Here is a 20,220-nt window from a genome sequence, read left to right as displayed (position 1 = left end):
CGCCACCCCCGTCACCCCGCCACCACCGAGCACCAGCGCCCGCTCCATGTGACTCTCCTCTCGACGACCGGTCCGCGCCGGTCACGGTAGCGTCGGCACGACGCGCGCGCAGCCGTCAGATTCTCCGGGAGGCACCGTGGCACCTGTCACCGTCATCACCGGTGGTGGTCGCGGGATCGGCGCGGCCACCGCCCGCCGTCTCGCCGCGGCCGGCCACGACATCGCCCTGTGTTACCGCCGCGACGACGCCGCGGCCGCCGCCGTCCTGGCCGAGCTGCGGGCCACCGGCGTGCAGGCCGTCGCGGTACGCGCCGACACCACCGACCCGGACCACGTCGGCGCGTTGTTCGACGCCGCCGCGCGGCTCGGCCCGCTCACCGGCCTGGTCAACAACGCCGGCGTCACCAGCCCCATCGGGCCGTTCACCGAGCTGCGCGTCGACGACCTGCGCCGGGTCGTCGACGTCAACCTCGTCGGGTACGTCCTCTGCGCCCAGCAGGCCGCCCGCCGGATGATCGACGGCGGGGCGATCGTCAACGTCTCGTCCGCCGCCGCCACGCTGGGCAGCCCCGGGGAGTACGTGCACTACGCCGCCGTCAAGGCCGCCACCGACACCCTCACCGTCGGCCTGGCCAAGGAGCTCGCCCCGCGCGGCATCCGGGTCAACGGCGTCGCCCCCGGCATCGTGCGCACCGAAATCCACGCGGACTCCGGCGTACCCGACCGCGCCGACACCGCCGTCGGTCGCATCCCTCTCGGCCGCGCCGGGGAACCCGACGAGGTCGCGGCCGCCATCGCCTGGCTGCTCGGCCCGGAAGCGTCGTACGCCACCGGCACGGTGCTGCGCGTCGCCGGCGGCCTCTGACCGGTGGGTGCCGCGCGGACGCGGCACCCACCCAGGGGTCAGTGGGTGAACAGCTTCGCCGCGGTGATCACCGTCTGCGCCACCCCGTAGCCGAGCAGCGCCGCCACCACCAACCAGGAGATCCACAACCGGGCCTGCTGCCCGGACCGTCCGTCGTCGCTCATCGCGTGCCACTCCTCTCCGCCGCCACCGGCGCCGTGTCCTCGTTCCCGTCTCCACCGGTGGCCGGCTCGTGATACCGCTCCGGCACCGCCTTGATCAGCAGGTTCGCCACGAAGCCCACCGCCAGCACACCGACCATCGTGAACAGCGCCGGCCGGTACGCCGCCGCCGTCAACGTGCCCGGCTCGCCCTGGGCGTCGAGGAACCCGTTGACGATCAGCGGGCCGGCGATGCCCGCCGCCGACCAGGCGGTCAGCAGCCGCCCGTGGATCGCGCCCACCTGGTAGGTGCCGAACAGGTCCCGCAGGTACGCCGGCACCGTGGCGAACCCGCCGCCGTAGAACGACAGGATCACGCACGCCAGCAGCACGAACAGGGCCGTGGCGGTCTGCCCGACCAGCGCCAGAAGCGCGTACAGCACCATCCCGACACCCAGGTACACCAGGTAGATCGGCTTACGCCCGATCACGTCGGAGGTGGACGACCACGCGAACCGGCCGGCCATGTTGAACAGCGACAGCAGCCCCACAAACCCGCCGGCCGCCGCCACCGACACCGCCGAGGTGCCGTTGTCGCGGAAGAAGTCCTGGATCATCGGGCTGGCCTGTTCCAGGATCCCGATACCCGCCGTCACGTTGCAGAAGAGCACCACCCACAGCAGCCAGAACGACCGGGTCTTCAGAGCGTTCGCCGCCGACACGTTGGCCGTGGTGACCAGCGGTTTCGCCGCCACCGTCGCGGGGTCGAAGCCGGCCGGACGCCAGTCCGGCGCGGGAACCCGCACGTTCGCCACCCCGAACATCATGATCACGAAGTAGCCCAGGCCGAGCGTCACGAACAGCCACACCAGAGCGTTGCCCGACGCCGTCGAGCCCGCGTTGGACGGGTCGTAGGCCGGGTCGTAGAACGACAGCAGCTGCCGGGACAGGGGAGAGGCCACCATCGCCCCACCGCCGAACCCCATGATCGCCAGCCCGGTCGCCAGGCCCGGACGGTCGGGGAACCATTTGATCAACGTGGAGACGGGGGAGATGTACCCGATCCCCAGACCGATACCGCCGAGCAACCCGTACCCCAGATACAGCAGCCACAGCTGCTTCGTGGCGATGCCCAGCGAGCCCACCAGGAAGCCCGCCGCCCAGAAGCAGGCGGACACGAACATCGCCTTCCGCGGCCCGTTCGCCTCCACCCAGGTCCCGGCGACCGCGGCGGACAACCCCAGCATCACGATCGCGATGCTGAAGATCACCCCGATGGCGGTCTGGCTGACGTCGAAGTGGGCGATCAGCGAGTTCTTGTAGACGCTGGTCGCGTAGACCTGGCCGATGCAGAGGTGGATGGCCAACGCCGCAGGGGGTATCAGCCACCGGCTGTAGCCGGGCGGCGCGACGGTGTGCCGACGATCGAGCGCGGAAAGCATGGGGTGCTTCCTCTCCGAAGCGGGCGAGAAACGTCTCCATCACTTCCCCACACCGCACGGCCGCGGCAAACCTCACCGTCGCCGGACGGTCGGTCCGGTGAGCTGAGCGGTCAGTCAGCATGCTCGGGTCGGACTACCGGGCGGACGCCCAGCCGGTGAACCGCTCCGCCAGGTCAGCCGACGCGACGCCGTCGGGCAGCACCGCCCCGAGCTGCGCCGCCGCCTCATCCCGCAGTGCCGCCAGATAGCTGAGGAGGGCGTCGCGATCCTCCCGGTACCCGGCGAGGAGGTTCAGCTTCGCCGCCGAGCAGGGCCAGGCGATCCCGCACGCCTGGCAGCGCCAGGTCGGCCGGCTGGGCAGGTGCGCAAGCCGGCGCCGGGTCATTGGCCGACCCTCGCCGGACTACCGCGGTTCGACCGGCGGGTGGGTGGGGAGACCAGCCAGTGTGCGCCGGCGGGCATCAGATACAGCTCGCGGCGGGCGACCGCGTCGCCGTTCCGGCCGAGCTGGTACGCGTCGATCCAGAGCCAACCCTCGTAGGTGTGCCGGTCGGTCAGGGCGCGAATCACGCGGACCGTGATCGGCTGGGCGAACTGTGGGCTCGCGGCGCGGGTCAGGTGCAGGAGATCCCCTGACCGCACCGTCCGGCCACTCACCCCGACACCCAGCGGTGCGTGGGGACGCGGTTCGCGGGTGCGGTACGTCCCGGCCCCCGGAACGGCGGAACGAAGGGACCGATCGGGCCAGGGACCGCCGGTCTCGCAGGTGGCGACACGGGCGGCGGAGTCGCTGGCGGGTGCGTGGGCTTCGGCTTCTCGTCGGGCACGGTCTTCCCCTGGCTCGCGGTGGAAGGGGCCGCCTCCCTGAGTGCTCACGCATGGCGGCGGCCCCGCTACGAACGCGTCCGCCGGGATATGTGCCTCTGCCGGACGCGCCGCCTGCCTCCCACCTTCGCTAGGGGTTGCGGGACGCATACACTCCGTAGAAGCATTCCTTTGGGACGTTCGGGACGTCAGGGGGAGGCAGCGGTGAACCACGTACTCATCGCAGCGATGGCCGAGGCGGGAGAAACGGCCGATAGTCTCGCTGGTCAGGTGGGTGTTGACCCGAAGACGGCTGCGCGTTGGGCCAATCCGGGACGCATCCCCCGCGCGAGACACCGCGCCGAGGTCGCTGGCCTCCTCGGTCGCGAGGTCGCCGAGTTGTGGCCGGACGTCCTGACCCGCCGCGAACCGGCGTGGTTCCGGCCCTGGGCGGACATCGAGCGCCAAGCGGTGTCGCTACGAAGCTTCCAACTCGCGTGGGTGCCGGGCCTCCTGCAGACCGAGGCGTACGCCCGTGCCACCCTCGCCGGCGAAGCGATGACCTCGGCAGAGGTAGAAGACCTCGCTGCCGCGCGGGTCAGCCGGCAGGCCGTGTTGCGCCGGGAGCGCCCGCCGCTCTTCATCGCGGTATTCGACGAGATGGTCCTACGTCGGACGGCCGGCGACGACCGGGCGATGATGGCGGAGCAACTCGCGGCCCTCGCCGGGTACGCCACGATGCCGGCGGTACGGGTCTACATCGTCCCGTTGTCGGCCGGCATGTACCCGGGCCTCGGCGGTCCCTTCACGCTGGCCGAGCTACCGGACGGCGGCCGGGTCGCACACATCGACAGTCAGGCACCCGCGCAGATCACGGAGCAAACTGTCGAACTTGCTACGCTCGAAAGGCGGTGGGAGTGTGTTCGCGGCGAAGCGCTGTCCCGGACGCAATCCCTAGATCTCATCAGGGAAGCGGCGACTTCATGGACGTGACCGGTGCGCAGTGGCGCAAGAGCACGAAGAGCGGCAACAACGGCGGTGACTGTGTTGAGGTCGCCGACAACATCCCCGGCGTCGTCCTCGTCCGCGACACGAAGGACCGCGACGGCGGCACCCTGACGTTCAGTTCCGCGCAGTGGCAGGGCTTCGTCAACCTCGCGAAGGTCCTCGGCCCAGTCGCCTGATCAGCTCCGCGCGAAGGCCCCGGCGTGAACCGGGGCCTTCGCATGTCCTGGCTACGAGCGGCTGAGCGGACGTACGCGCGGCCGATCGCTCTCTCTCGTACCCCGATCGCAGCAGTTGATCCTTGGCTCTGCGCACACCGGGACCAGGGACGAGGGACGTCTAGGCCGCGACGGTCGCCTCGGTCACCTGTGCGGCGTCGGGCCGTAGCTGCGGGGTGGCGACGGAGATGACCAGGTTGACGATCGCGAACGCGGCGGCGACCTAGCTGGCCCGATCCGCCTGCCAGACCCAGTTGCGCCGCTCGTACAGCGGCGTGAGGCCCACCCGGAGCAGGTTGTTCAGCGACGAGTTGGACGCGCCCGGCTCGGGCCGGCCCGTCTCGGCGGTGACCCACCGGCAGCCGGCCTCCGCCGCGGCGGCCGCCCGGGCCGTCAACAGCGCCGACTGCGCCCCTCGACCCCGGTGCGTCGGCAGGGTCGCGCCGGTGTTGAGCGAGCCCATCGGTCCGTGGATGAACAGGTTGGCGGCGGCGACCATCTCGTGGCCGTCCCAGGCGGCGTACGGGTGGAAGCGCGGGTCGCGGACGCTGGCCGCGACCATCGGGCCAAGGTGCTCCTCGGGCATACCGAAACAGCGCAGTACCACCGAGGCCCACTGGTCCACGAGATCGTCGGTGACCGGGCCGACCCGAAGGTCGGTGCGGCCGGGTCGGAGCGTCTCGATCTCGGCGGCGAGCTTCACCCAGGTGCCGCCGGCGGTGATGTTCTCCCGCGCGCAGATCCCGTCCCAGTCCGCCGGCAGCCGATCCGGGGCGATCTGGATGACGGCGGCGGGGGTCCGCTCCGCGCGGTAGAAGTCGCACACCCGGCGGATCAGATCGCCGTTGACCGGCTCGTCGAAGCCGAACCCGAGTGCCTTGCTCCAGTAGTTGGTGGGGTCGTGGCGCATCGAGAGCACCACCCCGCCACCCATCCGGGTGGTCGCCAAGCCGAGCGCATCCCGGACGTCGGCCGGCGCCTCGGACTCGTACCGGAACATGAATTCGGCCTCCGCCAGTTCGGCGAGTGCGGGCAACATGTCCTGGTCCTGATGCTCCGTTGACATTCGCGAAAGCCTGCCACACGCCTGGCCCTCTGGCGCCGTGAGCAGCGCCACTACCGCAGGTACGGGGTGTGCCAGCCGCCCGCGAGCGCCTCGGCGTCCGCCGGGCCCCAAGTGCCCTTCTCGTACGTCTGCACCGGCGCCGGCAGGTCCAGGATCGGCTCGACGATGCGCCACTCCTGCTGGATCGTCTCCTCGCGGGCGAACCGCAGGTGCTGCCCGTCCATCGCGTCGTCGAGCAGCCGCTCGTACGCCTCCTGACGGTGGCCGAGGGCCACGCCGAAGTCGACGGACAGGTCCACCGGCCGGCTCGCCACCTCGGCGCCCGGGCTCTTCGCCTGGATCGACATCGTGATGCCGTCACCGCGACCGAGGCGGAAACGCAGCAGGTTGGCGCTCGCCCCGGCCCCGCCCTCGGCCCGGATCAGGGGCTGCTGCGGCTGCTTGAACTCGACGACGACCTCGGTCGCCGTCGCCGGCAGGGACTTGCCGGTGCGCAGGTGGAACGGCACCCCCGCCCAGCGGGGGGAGTCGATCGTCAACCGGGTGGCGACGAACGTCTCGGTGTTCGAGTCCGGCCGCACGCCCGGCTCGTCCCGGTAGCCGGCGTACTGCCCGCGCACGGTGGACTCCGGCGAGAGTGGTGCGATCTGCCGCAGCACGGCCGCCTCCGCCTCGCGGAACGCGTCGGTGTCGTCGGCGACCGGAGGTTCCATGGCGATCAACGCGACGACCTGCAGGATGTGGTTCTGCAGCACGTCGCGGGTGGCGCCCACCGTGTCGTAGAAGCCGGCGCGGCCCTGGGTGCCGAAGCCCTCGGCGAGGGTCACCTGGACGTTGTCGATGTGCTGGTTGTTCCACAGCGGCTCGAACAGCCGGTTGGCGAACCGGAAGGCGTACAGGCCCTCGACGGCCTCCTTGCCGAGGTAGTGGTCGATGCGGAACACGCGCTGCGGGTCGAACGCCGCGCGCAGCGTGCGGTCCAGCTCCTGGGAGGACGCCAGGTCCCGCCCGAACGGCTTCTCCACGATCACCCGGCCCCGGTCGGCCAGACCGGCCGCTGCCAGGCCCTCGACGACGGCGCCGAACACCGCCGGGGGGATCGCCAGGTAGAAGATCGGACGCTCGGCGTCGCGCAGGCGCTCGGCCAGCCGCTGGTACGTCACGGGGTCCGCGTAGTCGCCGGAGATCATCGAGAGGTTGCGCGCCAGCGCGTCGAACGTCTCGTCGTCGATCTCGTCGTTCGCCTCGGCGACCGACTTGCGGGCGGTGGTGACGAGTTGCTGATCATCCCAGGGGGAGCGGGCCACGCCGATCACCGGGACGTCGAGGCGGTCGCGCCGGGTCAACTCGTACAGCGCCGGAAAGAGCTTCTTCGAGACGAGGTCTCCCGTGACGCCGAACAGCACTACCGCGTCTGAGCGCACGTGCATGGCACTTCCATCCGATCGAGTGAAACTGATCTTCCAACCGGGGAACGGCTCGGCCCACCGCGGAATTCCCGCCCGGTGACCCTGGGTGAGGACGGCGACAGGTTCGCGTCGGGTAAGCCCCGCCAGTATGAACGATAAGGAAGGTTTACAGTGCAGCCGCCGCGCGGGTAGCGTGCGGGTCGGATCGATGACCACCGATCACGACGAAGGCCTGGAGGTATCCGTGCGTCGCCGAAACCCCCTGACGCGGCTGCTGGTCATAGCCGCACTCGGACTGCCGTTCATCCTTCCCGCCAGCCCGGCCGCCGCCGCGCCGACCACCCCCGCCCGCCACCTGGGCGACGTTGTCCCCGCGCCGGTCGAGACCCGCCCGGACGCCCGGGGCGCCTTCCGGCTCGGCCCGACGACGGTCATCCGCACCGCACCCGGCTCCGCCGCCGCCCGGCAGGTCGGGCGGCAACTCGCCGAGACGCTGCGCCCCGCGACCGGGTACCCCCTGCCCGTGCTGGCCGTGCGCTCGACACCGCTGCCGGAGATCGCCCTGGTCATCGGGGGAGCGGACGCACGCGTCGGCCAGGAGGGCTACCAGCTCGACGTCACCCGCCACGGCGTGACGATCCGGGCCAACACCGCGGCCGGGCTGTTCGCCGGCACGCAGACGCTGCGCCAACTGCTCCCCGCCCAGATCGAGGCGTCCGACCGGCAACGGGTCACCTGGACCGTGCCCGGCGGCCGGATCATCGACTACCCGCGCTTCGCGTACCGGGGAGCGATGCTCGACCTGGCACGACATTTCCACACCGTCGACGAGATCACGGCGTACGTCGACCTCATCAGCCAGTACAAAATCAACTACCTGCACCTGCACCTGACCGACGACCAGGGCTGGCGGATCCAGATCGACTCCTGGCCCCGGCTCACCACCGTCGGCGGCGGCCCGGGCACCGGAGTCGACGGCGTCGGCCCCGGCTTCCTCACCAAGGCCGACTACAAGGCCGTCGTCGCCTACGCCGCCGCGCGCCACATCACGATCGTCCCCGAGATCGACATGCCCGGGCACACCAACGCCGCCCAGTCGACGTACCCCGAACTCAACTGCGACGGCGTCGCGCCACCCCCGCGTACCGACATCGCGGTCGGCTACAGCTCGCTGTGCATCGGCGACGAGCTGACCTACCGGTTCGTCGAGGACGTCATCCGCGAACTCGCCGCGATCACCCCCGGGCCGTTCCTGCACATCGGCGGCGACGAGGCGCACGCCACCACCGACGAGGACTACCGCACCTTCATGCAACGGGTCCTCCCACTCGTCGCCAAGTACGGCAAGCGCGCCTCCGGGTGGAACGAGGTCACGCAGGTCGACCCACCGACCGACGTCGTGGCCCAGTTCTGGGGCACCGGCACCACCAACGCCGACCTGGCCGACGCCGCCGCCCGCGGCAACAAGGTGATCATGTCGCCGGCGAACAAGTCCTACCTGGACATGAAGTACGACCCCACCACCCGCCTGGGCCTGTCGTGGGCCGCCTACATCGAGGTGTCCGACGCGTACGGCTGGGACCCGGCCACCCGGGTCGCCGGTGTCGGCGAGGACGCGATCCTCGGCGTCGAGGCGCCGCTGTGGTCCGAGACGCTGCGGACCCTCGACGACATCGAGTACATGGCCTTCCCACGACTGCCCGCGATCGCCGAACTCGGCTGGTCCACGGCGGCCAGCCACGACTGGGAGTCGTTCCGCACCCGACTGGGCGAGCAGGCACCCCGCTGGCGCCTGCAGGACGTCGACTTCTACCCGTCCCCGCAGGTGCCCTGGCTCTGACCGGGTGAACGCAGGCCGGCCGCCCCGTCGGGGCGGCCGGCCTGCGCGTGGTCGACGGCGGTCGAGTCCGCTAACCGACACCGCGCAACAGGACGGCGTCCTCGAACGTGGAGCAGTCATCAGCGGCGCCCGGAACACCGGGCCCAAACGGGGAGACACATGATGACCCACACCGCTCGACGCATGATGTTCGCCGGCATCACCGCCGGCCTGCTGGCCACCTCACTCGGCGTCGTCGCCTCCGGCACGGCCACCGCCGCACCCCGCGGCGCCCTGCGTGCCTGCACGATCAGCACCCTGCCGTTCCCGGCCGACGCCCACCGCGCCGAGGCGATCGCCGTCGACCCGACGGGCCGGTACTCCACCGGCGCCGCGCTGCGCGTCAGCGACAGCGGCAACCAGCCCCTGCTGCTCGTCTGGGACCGGCAGCGGCTCACCACGATCGACTCGCCGCTCGACGGAGAGGCCGTCGACGTCAACGCCCGCGGTGTCGTCATCGGCAACGGCTGGGTCAACGGCGCCGGCCAGCCCTGGCGGTACCGCGACGGCCGGGTCGAGCAACTGCCGGTGGTCGCGTCCGGCGGCACCTTCGTCACGGCGATCAACAAGGCCGGCGACATCGTCGGCCACGGCACCGACGCCACCGGTCAGACCATCGCGCTGCTGTGGCCGGCCGCCCGGCCGGACACCGTCGAGGTGCTCGACGCCCCGGCCGGCGCCATCGCGCACGGGATCACCGCGGACGGCACGATCGTGGGCACCGCCGGGGACTGGGGCAGCTGGACCAGCTGGGTCCGCCGGCCGGACGGCCAGACCCTCACCCTCACCGTGCCGGGCAGCCAGTCGACCCAGGTCAACGCGGCGGAGGGGCACTGGGCGACCGGCCTGGTCGCGCTGGGCGACACCACGCTGAGAGTCCGGTGGGACCTGCGCGACGGCTCCTACACGCACCTCGACCAGCGACTGGAGGTGCTGGACGACGTCAACGCCCGGGGCGCGGTCGTGGGCGGCGACCGGATCGCGCGTGGCACCACCTCCCGGGTCCTGCCGGGCGGCGGCGAGCGGGTGACCGTCGGCGCCCGGTCCGTCTCCACCGACGGCACCATCGTCGGGTTCCGCAACGCCGACCGGGTCGTCACCCCGGTGCGCTGGACGGACTGCTGACACCCGACCCGGGTCACACGGCCGGGGAGTGCGAGGGCGGCCGCCCTCGCACTCCCCGGCGTCCCGCGATCCAGGCGAGGACCGCCCAACCAGGCACGAGCGGACACGCGGCGCGCCGCAACGCCCGTCGGGCCTTGGGTGACTCCCGCACGACGTGGCACGATCGGGCAGGTGACCAGCAGAGCCGCCGAGGACCAGCGCCTGAGTGACCTCGCCCGGCTGCGTCGCGTCCGGGACCGGATCGACCGGGAGTACGCCCAGCCGCTCGACGTCGAGGCGCTCGCCCGCGGCGTGCACATGTCCGCCGGTCACCTCAGCCGCCAGTTCCGGCTCGCCTACGGCGACTCCCCGTACGCCTACCTCATGACCCGGCGCGTGGAGCGCGCCATGGCGCTGCTGCGCCGTGGCGACCTCAGCGTCACCGACGTCTGCTTCGCGGTGGGCTGCGCGTCACTGGGCACCTTCAGCACCCGGTTCACCGAGCTGGTCGGAATGCCACCCAGCGTCTACCGCGACCAGGCGGCGGGCGCCGCCGCGGGCCTGCCCGCGTGTGTCGCGAAGCAGGTGACCAGACCGATCAGGAATCAAGAAGCGCGGGCTGCCCAGCCGCACCTAGCGTGACAGCCATGCCCGCCGCCTGCGACATGATCCGCATCCAGGTCGACCGGGACAGCTGCCCGACAGATGGAGACACGATGAGCAAGGCCACCAGGACCGACACGCAGCCGCCCGCGCCGCACGTCGCTGACAGCCACGACCTCATCCGTGTGCACGGCGCGCGCGTCAACAACCTCAGAGACGTCAGCATCGAAATCCCCAAGCGCAGGCTGACGGTCTTCACCGGCGTCTCCGGCTCCGGCAAGAGCTCCCTGGTCTTCAGCACCATCGCCGCCGAGTCCCAGCGGATGATCAACGAGACCTACAGCGCCTTCCTCCAGGGCTTCATGCCGACGCTGGCGCGGCCCGAGGTCGACGTGCTCGACGGCCTGACCACCGCCATCATCGTCGACCAGCAACGGATGGGCGGCGACGTCCGCTCCACCGTCGGCACCGCCACCGACGCCAACGCCATGCTGCGCATCCTCTTCAGCCGCCTCGGAAAACCCCACATCGGCTCACCCCAGGCGTACTCCTTCAACGTCGCCTCAATCAGCGGAGCCGGCGCCGTCACCATGGAACGCGCCGGACAGACCGTGAAGGAACGCCGCAGCTTCAGCATCACCGGCGGCATGTGCCCACGCTGCGAAGGCCGCGGCTCCGTCTCCGACATCGACCTCACCCAGCTCTACGACGACTCCAAGTCACTCGCCGAGGGCGCGTTCACCATCCCCGGCTGGAAATCCGACAGCTTCTGGACCGTCCGGGTCTACGCCGAGTCCGGCTTCGTCGACCCGAACAAGCCGATCCGCGAGTACACCAAGAAGGAACTGCACGACTTCCTCCACAAGGAGCCGGTCAAGGTGAAGGTCGACGGCGTCAACCTCACCTACGAAGGGCTCATCCCCAAAATCCAGAAGTCGTTCCTGTCCAAGGACAAGGAAGCCCTTCAGCCGCACGTCCGGGCGTTCGTCGACCGCGCCGTCACCTTCACCACCTGCCCCGAGTGCGACGGCACCCGCCTCAGCGAGGCAGCCCGTTCCTCGAAGATCCACGGGATCAACATCGCCGACGCCTGCGCCATGCAGATCAGTGACCTCGCCGAATGGGTCAGCAGCCTCACCGAGCCGTCCGTCGCGCCCCTGCTCACCGCGCTGCGCCACACCCTCGACTCGTTCGTGGAGATCGGGCTGGGCTACCTCTCGCTCGACCGGCCGTCCGGCACCCTGTCCGGCGGCGAGGCACAGCGCACCAAGATGATCCGGCACCTCGGCTCCTCGCTCACCGACGTCACCTACGTGTTCGACGAGCCCACCATCGGCCTGCACCCCCACGACATCCAACGAATGAACAACCTGCTGCTCCGGCTGCGCGACAAGGGCAACACCGTCCTCGTCGTCGAGCACAAACCGGAGGCCATCGCGATCGCCGACCACGTCGTCGACCTCGGCCCCGGCGCCGGCACCGCCGGCGGCACCATCTGCTTCGAGGGCACCGTCGAAGGACTACGCGCCAGCGACACGGTCACCGGCCGCCACCTCGACGACCGGGCCACCCTCAAGGACACGGTACGCAAGCCCACCGGCGCGCTGGAGATCCGCGGCGCCACCGCGCACAACCTCCAGAACGTCGACGTCGACATCCCCCTCGGCGTGCTCTGCGTCGTCACCGGCGTCGCCGGCTCCGGCAAGAGCTCCCTCGTCCACGGCTCGATCCCCGCCGGCGAGGGCGTGGTGTCGATCGACCAGAGCGCCATCCGCGGCTCGCGACGGAGCAACCCCGCCACGTACACCGGACTGCTCGACCCCATCCGCAAGGCGTTCGCGAAGGCCAACGGCGTGAAGCCCGCCCTCTTCAGCGCCAACTCCGAGGGCGCCTGCCCCACCTGCAACGGCGCCGGCGTCATCTACACCGACCTCGCGATGATGGCCGGCGTCGCCACCACCTGCGAAGAGTGCGAGGGCAAACGCTTCCAGGCATCCGTGCTGGAATACCACCTCGGCGGCCGCGACATCAGCGAGGTCCTCGCGATGTCGGTAACCGAGGCCGCCCAGTTCTTCGGCGCCGGCGAGGCACGCACCCCGGCCGCGCACGCCATCCTCGAACGGCTCGCCGACGTCGGGCTCGGCTACCTCAGCCTCGGCCAACCACTCACCACCCTCTCCGGCGGCGAACGGCAGCGGCTCAAACTGGCCACCCACATGGCCGAGAAGGGCGGCGTCTACGTCCTCGACGAGCCGACCACCGGCCTCCACCTCGCCGACGTCGAACAGCTGCTCGGTCTGCTCGACCGCCTCGTCGACTCCGGCAAGTCCGTCATCGTCGTCGAGCACCACCAGGCCGTCATGGCACACGCCGACTGGATCATCGACCTCGGTCCCGGGGCCGGCCACGACGGCGGCCGGATCGTCTTCGAGGGCACACCCGCCGACCTCGTCGCCGCCCGCTCCACGCTCACCGGCCAGCACCTCGCGGCCTACGTCGGCACCTGAGCGCGACCAGGGGAGTGTGGCGTCCGATCTGCCAGACCGGCCTCCACGTAGTACGCCATCGACCTGGCCGTCACCGCGCTCCGCGCCCAGGGCTACCAGGTCCGCGACGAGGACGCCGCCCGCTTGTCACCGCTCCGGTACGCGCACATCAACATGCTGAGGCGTTACGCCTCCCCGCCCCATCAAGCGCACAGCAGCTCAGGTCCCTGCGGGAGTAGTCGCTCAGGCGAGATGTGGCGGACAGCCAAGCGGAAATCTTTGAAGCACGGGATTCGCGCGCAGGCATGTCCGTGCGGGCGAAGGCCGGCACATTCAAGTGAGCCGCCGCACGCTGGGCCGGCCCGCCGACCGCGACGGCCGGCGGGCCGGATGGTACGGGCCGCCCCACGGCGCAGGTCATCGCGCCGTGGGGGTGGCACCTCATGCCCGCTCGGGTGACAGCGGTGGGGCGGTGACGACCAGGAAGGTGAAGTCCTCGCGGGCCTTGGCGTCGATGGGCAGGGGCAGGCGGATGCGCCCGGAGTCGACCATGCCTCGCACGGCGGGACGGCTCAGGCCGAACCCGGCGGTGAGCAGCTTCTCGACCCGGACCGGTGCCGGGAGCTCGAACCTGATGATGACCTCGAGCGGCGCGGCATCCTCGCGCTGGAGGTCGTAGAACGGTATGTCGGTGTCCAACTGCCAGGTGCCGGTCCAGTCGAGCTGGTAGGCGGCCTTGTGGGCGAGCGTCGCGTCCATGGTCAGCTGTCGCACCATGGCCGGATCGTTGTTCTCGAACATCAGTAGCCGCTCGTTGTCCAGCGCCCGCACGTTGACGCGCTCGTGGACGGGGATCTTCGACGTGCGGCCGCACAGGTCGCAGCAGATCAGCAGCCACACGTCGAGCAGCTTGTGGTTCGCGTTGACCCGGATCTTCCCGGTGGGACGGTGACGGGTGGACCTGCACGACACGCAGGTTTTGACGATGGTCGGCAGTCCGAGCTCGCTGATCACCCACAGCGCTTTGCGGTCGATGCCGGGTCCGCGACCGTCGGCCGGCACGGGGACATGGCGGGAACTGTTCATGGCTTCGGCCATTTCCAAGGTCTAGGCAGGAGGCGGCCGGTAGCGCGATGGCGCGCCGGGGGGTGCCTCCCGGATCCAGTGGCTGGCGCGACGTCGCAGATCACGTCGCGTGAAGGAGGCCGGCACCGGCACCCGGTGCGGGCTTCGAGTGGCACGGCTGACGGAGACGGGGAGGTGACTCGAACCCGTCTTCATCGCGCACGTGCGCCACTGGTCACTGATCCATGCGCGTCAGCATGGTCAACCCGCGGGCCGCCGGGCAACGGATTTTCGGCGTGGCCCCGCCGCCCGCGGTGAGAAAACCCGCTGTCCGTTGTCGGATCGGGTGGTACAAAGCCGCGGTGGAAAAGACTCTGGAGTTCGCCGACCTGTTGCGGCTGATGGACGAACGATTGAGCGCTTTCCGGGCGGCGGTCGCCGCGGCACCCAGCCTCGACGTGCGGGTCCCGACCTGCCCCGAGTGGACGTTGTTCGACCTGGTGCAGCACCTGGGCGAGGGGCGCCGCAAGTGGGCCGCCATCGTGGCCGCAGGGCCCGCCGACGCTCCTCCGCCGATGTCCGCCCCGGTGGCGCCACGGGAGCGCGAGGCCCTGCTGGCCTGGTTCGCCGCGTCGACGGGGGAGCTGCTGGACGCTCTGCGGGAGGCCGGCCCGGATCGTGGTTGCTGGACGTGGTGGGGTCCGTCGCAGTCGCCGCAGACCACTGGAGCCGTTGCCCGGCACCAGCTTCAGCAGGTCGCCGTGCACACCTACGACGCCCAGGTCGCCGTGGGCGCCCCGCAGCCGCTGCCGGACGAGGTGGCCCTCGACGGTGTCGACGAGTTCCTGACCACCTGCGTCGCGACGACGGCCGCGTGGCCGCACAAGCCCGCTGTCGTCGACTACCACGCCACCGAGGGCCGTTCCTGGCGGCTCTGGTTCTCCGCGGACGGCGCACGGACCGCCCGGCTCTCCGCGCCGGTCGCCGGCGAGGGCCCGGAGGCGGCCTATGTCTCCGCCCGAGGCACGGCCAATGAGCTGGTCCTGTTCTGCTACGGCCGCATTCCGATGAACTCGCTGCGGCTCGACGGCGACCGGCGCGTCTTCGACCAGCTGATTGCCTGGGAGCCGGAAGAATAGGACGCGACGACGGACCCACCGCCCTGCGCCGACCTCGGCCTCAGCGCACGGCGGTGGATCCGCGGCCCATCACTCGTAGCGGTATTTCAGCGAGTCCGCCTCCGCCTGCTCGATGTCGGCGATCGTCAGCTGCGGCATCCACAGCTGGGCCAGCGTTCGATTCCCTTGCCTTCACGACGGTGGAGGCTTCGGCAGCCCGTATCACCGCCGGTGTCACCGTCGAGGTCAGCTGCCGACGTGGTACCGGCTGGTGATCGAGACGCGGTTGAACGCGTTCATCACGGTCGCCAGCCAGGCGACTGCCGAGACCTGGTCCGCGGTGAGTACGGCCGCGGCGGCGTTGAAGTCCTCGTCGCTGACGTGACCGTCCGACACGCGTGTGATCGCCTCGGTCAGGCGAAGCGCGGCGCGGTCGGTCTCGGAGAAGTAGCCGGTCTCTTCCCAGGCGGGCAGCACGGCGATCCGGTCGGGGCTCTCGCCCTTCTTGAGGGCATCGCCGGTGTGCATGCGCAGGCAGAACGCGCAGCCGTTGATCTGAGAGGTGCGGATCCGAAGCAGCTCGACCAGGAGCGGGTCGAGGCCCGCTGCGGCGGCGGCCTCGTCCACCTTCGACGACAGGGCGATGAGCGTCTTGTAGGCGGCCGGGTGCTGCTCGCCGATGTTGACGCGCTGAAGTTCGGTCATGGTTCCTTTGATCCGTTCGTGTGGTCCACGCCGCGCCGCTCGGGCGCGTCTCGGTGGCGGATGGTGGAGTTCTGGCGCCGCGCGCCCCGGTTATGGCTTCGCGTCGTTGACCTTGAGCTTGTCTCCGGTGTTGGAGACGAAGACGACCAGGAGCTTGGCCGGCTCGGTCTGACTGGCGTTCTCGGTGAGGACGTGGTCGGTGCCCGGCTGCTCGACCCAGTTCTCGCCCTGGTGGTAGGTGGTCACGGCCTTGTCATCGAGCTTGCTGCGCACGGTGCCTTCAAGGACGTAGGCGTAGACGAACGCCCGGCCGTGCCGGTGCGGCGCCGCGCTCGCGTTGGGCGGAAGTTCGACGACCGCCGAGGTGAACGTCTTGCCCTTCACATCCGGGAGGGCCTGCTGCAGCAGTGGCTTGAGGGATTCGGCGGGGCGCGCCGATGCCGATGCCGATGCCGTGGTCGGCCCCCCGGCGTGGGCGGGCTGGCTGGAGGTCGAGCAGGCCGCGGCGGCGGTCAGCGTGGCGACAGCCAGGAGGCCAGCGGCGATACCGGCGTTCCGGCCTCGCACAGTGATGGATCGCATACAGGTCCTTACTGGGGAGGGGAGGGGCGACTCAAGCGCGCGCAGGGGCGCTCACAGCGGCTGCAGGCGGTTGTACGCCGTTCCGCATGAGTGATCCCGCCTGCTCGCGCGTATTCCTTCGTCGCCCGTTCTGCGTTCTCATCAGGAAGACGAGGTAGCCCCTCCGGGTGTGACAGCTCAGACGCGCGCGAGTTTGTCGGGATTGAGAACCCTGCGGTACGCGCTGATCAGACCGTCTGTGATCTGCACCGTGTCGACGGAGTAGACCCGGCCCTCCCGGTGGAACACGAGGGCCAGCTCGCCGCCGACCTCGGCGAAGTCGATGCGGTCCGGGTGCCACTGGCGTCCCGTACGCACCATGACCTCGGCGACCCGCTCGCCGCCGTGGATGAGCTTGCGTGCCGCGGAAGCCTTGCCGCCGCCGTCGGTGACGTAGACGGCGTCCGGGTGCAGGAGCCTGACCAGGCCGGCCAGGTCCCCGGCCTCGTAGGCGGCTCGGAAGACCCTGAGGACGCGTTCGCGCTCCGCCTTCGACGCCTGCGGTGTGGACTGCTTCGCGTTGGCCACCCGCCGTCGTGCCCGCGAGGCGAGCTGCCGGGCACCCGGCACGGAGACGTCCAACACTTCGGCGATCCGGCCGAACTCAAGACCGAAGACATCGTGCAGGACGAAGGCCACCCGCTCCGGCGGGCTCAGCTCTTCCATGATCAGCAGCATCGCCGAACTGACGGACTCGTCGACGAGTACCGGCTGCGACGCGTCCGGCCCTGTCAGCAGCGGCTCCGGCAGCCACGGTCCGACATAGGTCTCCCGGCGGACACGGGCACTCTTGAGGATGTCGTACGACCGTCGCGCGGCCACCGTCACCAGCCAGGCCCGCAGATCCTCGACGTCCTGCAGATCCGCTCCGGCGGCCCGCAGCCACACGTCCTGGGTCACGTCCTCGGCATCGGCAACACTGCCCAGCAGCCGGTAGGCCATACCGAAAACCGCCGGCCGGTGCCGCTCCCATTCGGCTCCGAGCGGGTCCTCCTGCTCCGACCGTCCGGGCCCGTGCCAGTTACCCATGCAGATCGCGACCTCCTCCGGGTTGCGGATCCAGCGTAGCTATGCGGAACTCGGGATCTTCGAAGACAGCCCCCGGAGGCGAGCCAGCCCGCTCGGACACGGCAGCCGTAAGTCGTGATGAAGCTGCTTCGAGACGGCAGCGGGACCGTCGGGGAGTGAACGATCTTGCTGATGCGGCAGCTTCCAACGGCGTCGCCGACGACGAAGACGGTTGTCCTACGGAGCCTGCGCGGGGGGTCGTTGCCCTCCAGGGGATCGGCGCGAACAGGTTGGAGGTTCGCGCCCGTCAGGAGCGGGATTAAGGAGAGAACAAGCGACACCGGGAAGGCCATTGCAGCTGTTCGCACGCTCACACCGAAGTTCGATAATGTACATTATGTAAAGTGGGGGCGTTCTGAGCGTCCCCCGATCGGGGCGGCCGGCAGTGTGGACGTGGGTACGCTCGCGCCGTGACGATGCGGTCAGAGCGTCAGGTGTTTCTCGATCAGCGCGACCCGCTCGGGCACCGGTCCGGCCGGTACGTCCACCAGCCGGTGCCCGTACGCCTCGTACACCCGTTCGTGCACCCGCGCGAAGACCAGCGACTCGGCGTAGCCGATCTGACGTGCGGCCGTGCGGGTGACAAATCCCAGCGGGCCAATCAGGAACACCTGCTGGTAGGGCCCCTGACGGGCGATCTCCTCCAGTTCGGCCGACAGGTCGGGCCCGATCTCCCGGCCCAGATGGCGTGCCAGCGCGAGGGTGCACAGCGGCGACCGGTCGTGGATCTGCAGCACCCCGCGCGCGTCGGCCGCGATTCGGCGACGGCGCTGCAGGCGGGCGATCGTGTCGGGAAATCCGGGTTCCCGCCACGGTTCGGCGCACCCCTGCGCCTGGCGGGCCGCGATGACGTCGGTGGCCGCCTCCCGGACCACCAGGTGTCCCCGTCGGCGTAGTGCCTCGATCAGGGTGGTCTTGCCGGCTCCGGGCGCCCCGGTCAGCACGTAGATCCTCGGTTCGGTCATCCCGCTCCCCTCTCCTCCCCTTGCCCGGAAACCCGAAAATGCTGCATAATATCCCTTATGCATGACAAACAGGACGAATCGCTCGTAGTGCTGATCGAGGAGTTCCTGACCGCCCGCGCCACCCGCAAGCCCTCCCCCCACACTCTCGCGGCGTACCGGCGGGACCTGCGCGCGGTGGCCGCTCTAGTCGCCGAGGACGTCACCACTCCCCTCCCCCTCAACGCGCTGTCGATCATCGACCTCTCCCCCCGGGTGATGCGGGCGGCGTTCGCCCGGTTCGCCGCGCCGCGGGCCGCCGCGTCGGTACACCGGGCCTGGTCCACCTGGAACAGCTTCTTCACGTTCCTCGTCGCCGATGGGGTGGTGGCGGGCAATCCGATGCCGGCGGTCGGCCGGCCCCGGGCACTGCTCCCCCAGCCGAAGCCGCTGCGCGGCGCGGACACCCCCGAGCTGCTGCTCGCCTCGGTCGCGCGCGACGACGGCCGGCAGCGCGACCCGTGGCCGGAGCGGGACGTGGCGGTGCTGGCGGTGGCGCTGTGCGCCGGGCTGCGGCTGTCGGAGCTGCTGGCGCTGCGGGTCGGCTCCGTGGCCGGTCGGCCGGGTGAGCGGCGGTTGGAGGTGGCGGGAAAGGGCGGGCGACCGCGGGTGGTGCCGATCGAGGCGGACCTGGACCGGGTGCTGGTGGACTACCTGGACAGTCGGGCCCGGCGCTTCGGGTCGCGGTCGGTACGCCCGGACTCGGCGCTGCTGGTGGACCGGCGTGGCGAGCCGCTGCGCCGTGGTGGTCTGCAGTATCTGGTGGAGTCGTGTTACCGGCGTGCGGGGATCGGTGACCGGGTGCCGCGTGGGGCGCGGTTGCACGCGTTGCGGCACACCTTCGCCACCCGGTTGGCCGAGGACGGGGCGAGCGCGGCGGAGATCATGCGGTTGCTGGGGCACGCGTCGTTGGCGTCGTCGCAGACGTACATCGAGGTCACGGCCGGGCAGCAGCGCGACGCGGTGCGGGCCAACCGCACCAACCGGGCGTTGGCCGCTCTCGTGCAGCTCGGCCGGGGCGCGGCGGCGCGGTGAGGGCGGTCAGTGGGCCCGGTGGTCGCTGTCGTCGGCGGTGGTGGGCAGCGGGCCGAGCACGGCGTTGATGATGTGGATGCGGGCGTTGGTGGCCTGGTAGTCGGCGCAGACCGCGTCGGCCCGGTCGGCGAGGCGGGCGGTGGGTCCGGTGCGGGTGAGGGTGACGGTTGCGCCGTCGAGGGTGGTGGCGGTGCCGCTGGCGACCAGTTCGTCGATGGGGTGGGCTCCGGCGATCAGGTGTGCCTTCAGCAGGGTGCGGAGTTCGTCGGCGTGGTGGGTCATCAGGTCGTCCCAGTTCTCCTCGGAGAACTTGGCGGCGAAGGCGTCGTCGGAGGGCGCCAGGACGGTGACGCCGGCGCCGGTGGGCAGGTCGTTGAGGACTCCGCTGGTGCGCAGCGCCGCCTCGAAGGTGGTGAGGGTGGGGATCCATCGCAGCGCCTGGTCGACGGGTTGGCCGGCGAGGAAGGTCGGGTTGCCGGGGTCGGTGCCGGTGGGCAGGGCGGCGCAGAGGGGCCCGGTGACCTGGGGTGCCGCTGGTCCGGCGTTCGTGTGGGAGGCGGCGGGGGCGCTGGTGCAGGCGGTGAGG

The 20,220-nt window shown here is 70.8% G+C and carries 21 protein-coding genes; 9 read left to right on the top strand and 12 right to left on the bottom strand.

The window, feature by feature from the left end:
• Window positions 1–136: 136 nt before the first annotated feature.
• Complete coding sequence (locus tag DKT68_RS23005) at window positions 137–865, top strand: SDR family oxidoreductase (protein ID WP_109819471.1); 729 nt, start codon at window positions 137–139, stop codon at window positions 863–865.
• A 38-nt stretch (window positions 866–903) separates the two neighbouring features.
• On the opposite strand, the gene DKT68_RS32465 is transcribed toward DKT68_RS23005, so the two are convergent.
• From DKT68_RS32465 to DKT68_RS22990, 4 genes are all read right to left on the bottom strand, one after another.
• Window positions 904–1,029, bottom strand: a complete 126-nt coding sequence (locus tag DKT68_RS32465) for an MFS transporter small subunit (protein ID WP_269089870.1) — start codon at window positions 1,027–1,029, stop codon at window positions 904–906.
• Window positions 1,026–2,447 (bottom strand): OFA family MFS transporter, encoded by a 1,422-nt coding sequence (locus DKT68_RS23000; protein WP_109819470.1) that lies wholly within the window; start codon window positions 2,445–2,447, stop codon window positions 1,026–1,028. Before DKT68_RS23000 ends, DKT68_RS32465 begins: the two co-directional genes overlap by 4 nt.
• A gap of 133 nt (window positions 2,448–2,580) precedes the next feature.
• On the bottom strand, window positions 2,581–2,832 hold the full coding sequence (locus DKT68_RS22995; protein WP_109819469.1) for a flavin reductase: 252 nt from the start codon (window positions 2,830–2,832) through the stop codon (window positions 2,581–2,583).
• Complete coding sequence (locus tag DKT68_RS22990; RefSeq protein WP_109819468.1) at window positions 2,829–3,104, bottom strand: hypothetical protein; 276 nt, start codon at window positions 3,102–3,104, stop codon at window positions 2,829–2,831. The genes DKT68_RS22995 and DKT68_RS22990 overlap by 4 nt, the downstream gene beginning before the upstream one ends.
• 372 nt (window positions 3,105–3,476) lie before the next feature.
• Between DKT68_RS22990 and DKT68_RS22985 the strand changes: the two genes are divergently transcribed.
• Together DKT68_RS22985 and DKT68_RS22980 are read left to right on the top strand one after the other, a co-directional pair.
• A complete protein-coding gene (locus DKT68_RS22985) occupies window positions 3,477–4,244 on the top strand; it encodes a DUF5753 domain-containing protein (protein ID WP_109819467.1) in 768 nt (255 codons plus the stop codon).
• A complete protein-coding gene (locus tag DKT68_RS22980; protein WP_109819466.1) occupies window positions 4,235–4,435 on the top strand; it encodes a DUF397 domain-containing protein in 201 nt (66 codons plus the stop codon). Before DKT68_RS22985 ends, DKT68_RS22980 begins: the two co-directional genes overlap by 10 nt.
• 262 nt (window positions 4,436–4,697) lie before the next feature.
• Here the strand turns inward: DKT68_RS22980 and DKT68_RS22975 are convergent, their stop codons facing one another.
• Together DKT68_RS22975 and zwf are read right to left on the bottom strand one after the other, a co-directional pair.
• Complete coding sequence (locus DKT68_RS22975; protein ID WP_201749158.1) at window positions 4,698–5,540, bottom strand: GNAT family N-acetyltransferase; 843 nt, start codon at window positions 5,538–5,540, stop codon at window positions 4,698–4,700.
• Between the two features lie 50 nt (window positions 5,541–5,590).
• Window positions 5,591–6,970, bottom strand: coding sequence for a glucose-6-phosphate dehydrogenase (zwf, locus tag DKT68_RS22970; protein WP_109819464.1), 1,380 nt, complete (start codon window positions 6,968–6,970; stop codon window positions 5,591–5,593).
• Between the two features lie 187 nt (window positions 6,971–7,157).
• Between zwf and DKT68_RS22965 the strand changes: the two genes are divergently transcribed.
• The 4 genes from DKT68_RS22965 (at window position 7,158) to DKT68_RS22950 (ending at window position 13,042) form a co-directional block, all read left to right on the top strand.
• On the top strand, window positions 7,158–8,789 hold the full coding sequence (locus DKT68_RS22965; protein ID WP_109819472.1) for a beta-N-acetylhexosaminidase: 1,632 nt from the start codon (window positions 7,158–7,160) through the stop codon (window positions 8,787–8,789).
• A 162-nt stretch (window positions 8,790–8,951) separates the two neighbouring features.
• Window positions 8,952–9,953 carry a hypothetical protein gene (locus DKT68_RS22960; RefSeq protein ID WP_146218424.1) on the top strand — a complete coding sequence of 334 codons (1,002 nt, stop codon included), beginning with the start codon at window positions 8,952–8,954 and terminating at the stop codon, window positions 9,951–9,953.
• A 171-nt stretch (window positions 9,954–10,124) separates the two neighbouring features.
• Window positions 10,125–10,574, top strand: coding sequence for a helix-turn-helix transcriptional regulator (locus tag DKT68_RS22955; protein ID WP_109819462.1), 450 nt, complete (start codon window positions 10,125–10,127; stop codon window positions 10,572–10,574).
• 74 nt (window positions 10,575–10,648) lie between these two features.
• A complete protein-coding gene (locus DKT68_RS22950; protein WP_109819461.1) occupies window positions 10,649–13,042 on the top strand; it encodes an ATP-binding cassette domain-containing protein in 2,394 nt (797 codons plus the stop codon).
• Window positions 13,043–13,462: 420 nt separating this feature from the next.
• Here DKT68_RS22950 and DKT68_RS22940 read toward each other — a convergent pair whose 3' ends face one another.
• Window positions 13,463–14,119 carry a DUF1062 domain-containing protein gene (locus DKT68_RS22940; protein ID WP_201749157.1) on the bottom strand — a complete coding sequence of 219 codons (657 nt, stop codon included), beginning with the start codon at window positions 14,117–14,119 and terminating at the stop codon, window positions 13,463–13,465.
• 329 nt (window positions 14,120–14,448) lie between these two features.
• On the opposite strand from DKT68_RS22940, the gene DKT68_RS22935 reads away from it, so the two are divergent.
• Window positions 14,449–15,225 carry a maleylpyruvate isomerase family mycothiol-dependent enzyme gene (locus tag DKT68_RS22935; protein ID WP_109819459.1) on the top strand — a complete coding sequence of 259 codons (777 nt, stop codon included), beginning with the start codon at window positions 14,449–14,451 and terminating at the stop codon, window positions 15,223–15,225.
• Window positions 15,226–15,450: 225 nt separating this feature from the next.
• Here DKT68_RS22935 and DKT68_RS22925 read toward each other — a convergent pair whose 3' ends face one another.
• The 4 genes from DKT68_RS22925 to DKT68_RS22910 all read right to left on the bottom strand — a co-directional run bounded on the left by DKT68_RS22925 (window position 15,451) and on the right by DKT68_RS22910 (window position 18,563).
• Entirely contained in the window at window positions 15,451–15,909 is a 459-nt protein-coding gene (locus DKT68_RS22925; RefSeq protein WP_109819458.1) for a carboxymuconolactone decarboxylase family protein, read from the bottom strand.
• 90 nt (window positions 15,910–15,999) lie between these two features.
• Entirely contained in the window at window positions 16,000–16,491 is a 492-nt protein-coding gene (locus tag DKT68_RS22920; RefSeq protein WP_109819457.1) for a cupin domain-containing protein, read from the bottom strand.
• Window positions 16,492–16,668: 177 nt separating this feature from the next.
• The gene (sigJ, locus tag DKT68_RS22915) at window positions 16,669–17,559 is read right to left on the bottom strand and encodes an RNA polymerase sigma factor SigJ (RefSeq protein ID WP_109819456.1); all 891 of its coding nucleotides are present in this window, start codon (window positions 17,557–17,559) and stop codon (window positions 16,669–16,671) included.
• A 461-nt stretch (window positions 17,560–18,020) separates the two neighbouring features.
• On the bottom strand, window positions 18,021–18,563 hold the full coding sequence (locus DKT68_RS22910) for an AAA family ATPase (RefSeq protein ID WP_109819455.1): 543 nt from the start codon (window positions 18,561–18,563) through the stop codon (window positions 18,021–18,023).
• A 57-nt stretch (window positions 18,564–18,620) separates the two neighbouring features.
• On the opposite strand from DKT68_RS22910, the gene DKT68_RS22905 reads away from it, so the two are divergent.
• Window positions 18,621–19,634, top strand: a complete 1,014-nt coding sequence (locus DKT68_RS22905; protein ID WP_109819454.1) for a tyrosine-type recombinase/integrase — start codon at window positions 18,621–18,623, stop codon at window positions 19,632–19,634.
• 6 nt (window positions 19,635–19,640) lie between these two features.
• On the opposite strand, the gene DKT68_RS32460 is transcribed toward DKT68_RS22905, so the two are convergent.
• A partial coding sequence (locus DKT68_RS32460) for a fasciclin domain-containing protein (protein ID WP_109819453.1) occupies window positions 19,641–20,220 on the bottom strand: 580 nt, incomplete at its 5' end.

Source organism: Micromonospora acroterricola (genome assembly GCF_003172955.1).
Lineage (GTDB): Bacteria > Actinomycetota > Actinomycetes > Mycobacteriales > Micromonosporaceae > Micromonospora > Micromonospora acroterricola.
The sequence above is the reverse complement of the archived record's forward strand: the minus strand, read 5'-3'. Positions and strand labels throughout refer to the sequence as shown.

Excerpts from the sequence above, each read along its gene's own strand:
- DKT68_RS22925 (WP_109819458.1), bottom strand. The coding sequence starts at position 15,909 with ATGACCGAACTTCAGCGCGTCAACATCGGCGAGCAGCACCCGGCCGCC.
- DKT68_RS22965 (WP_109819472.1), top strand. The coding sequence starts at position 7,158 with ATGACCACCGATCACGACGAAGGCCTGGAGGTATCCGTGCGTCGCCGA.
- DKT68_RS22920 (WP_109819457.1), bottom strand. The coding sequence starts at position 16,491 with ATGCGATCCATCACTGTGCGAGGCCGGAACGCCGGTATCGCCGCTGGC.
- zwf (WP_109819464.1), bottom strand. The coding sequence starts at position 6,970 with ATGCACGTGCGCTCAGACGCGGTAGTGCTGTTCGGCGTCACGGGAGAC.
- DKT68_RS23000 (WP_109819470.1), bottom strand. The coding sequence starts at position 2,447 with ATGCTTTCCGCGCTCGATCGTCGGCACACCGTCGCGCCGCCCGGCTAC.
- DKT68_RS22940 (WP_201749157.1), bottom strand. The coding sequence starts at position 14,119 with ATGGCCGAAGCCATGAACAGTTCCCGCCATGTCCCCGTGCCGGCCGAC.
- DKT68_RS22905 (WP_109819454.1), top strand. The coding sequence starts at position 18,621 with ATGCATGACAAACAGGACGAATCGCTCGTAGTGCTGATCGAGGAGTTC.
- DKT68_RS22950 (WP_109819461.1), top strand. The coding sequence starts at position 10,649 with ATGAGCAAGGCCACCAGGACCGACACGCAGCCGCCCGCGCCGCACGTC.
- sigJ (WP_109819456.1), bottom strand. The coding sequence starts at position 17,559 with ATGGGTAACTGGCACGGGCCCGGACGGTCGGAGCAGGAGGACCCGCTC.
- DKT68_RS32465 (WP_269089870.1), bottom strand. The coding sequence starts at position 1,029 with ATGAGCGACGACGGACGGTCCGGGCAGCAGGCCCGGTTGTGGATCTCC.
- DKT68_RS22980 (WP_109819466.1), top strand. The coding sequence starts at position 4,235 with ATGGACGTGACCGGTGCGCAGTGGCGCAAGAGCACGAAGAGCGGCAAC.
- DKT68_RS22910 (WP_109819455.1), bottom strand. The coding sequence starts at position 18,563 with ATGACCGAACCGAGGATCTACGTGCTGACCGGGGCGCCCGGAGCCGGC.
- DKT68_RS22975 (WP_201749158.1), bottom strand. The coding sequence starts at position 5,540 with ATGTCAACGGAGCATCAGGACCAGGACATGTTGCCCGCACTCGCCGAA.
- DKT68_RS22960 (WP_146218424.1), top strand. The coding sequence starts at position 8,952 with ATGACCCACACCGCTCGACGCATGATGTTCGCCGGCATCACCGCCGGC.
- DKT68_RS22995 (WP_109819469.1), bottom strand. The coding sequence starts at position 2,832 with ATGACCCGGCGCCGGCTTGCGCACCTGCCCAGCCGGCCGACCTGGCGC.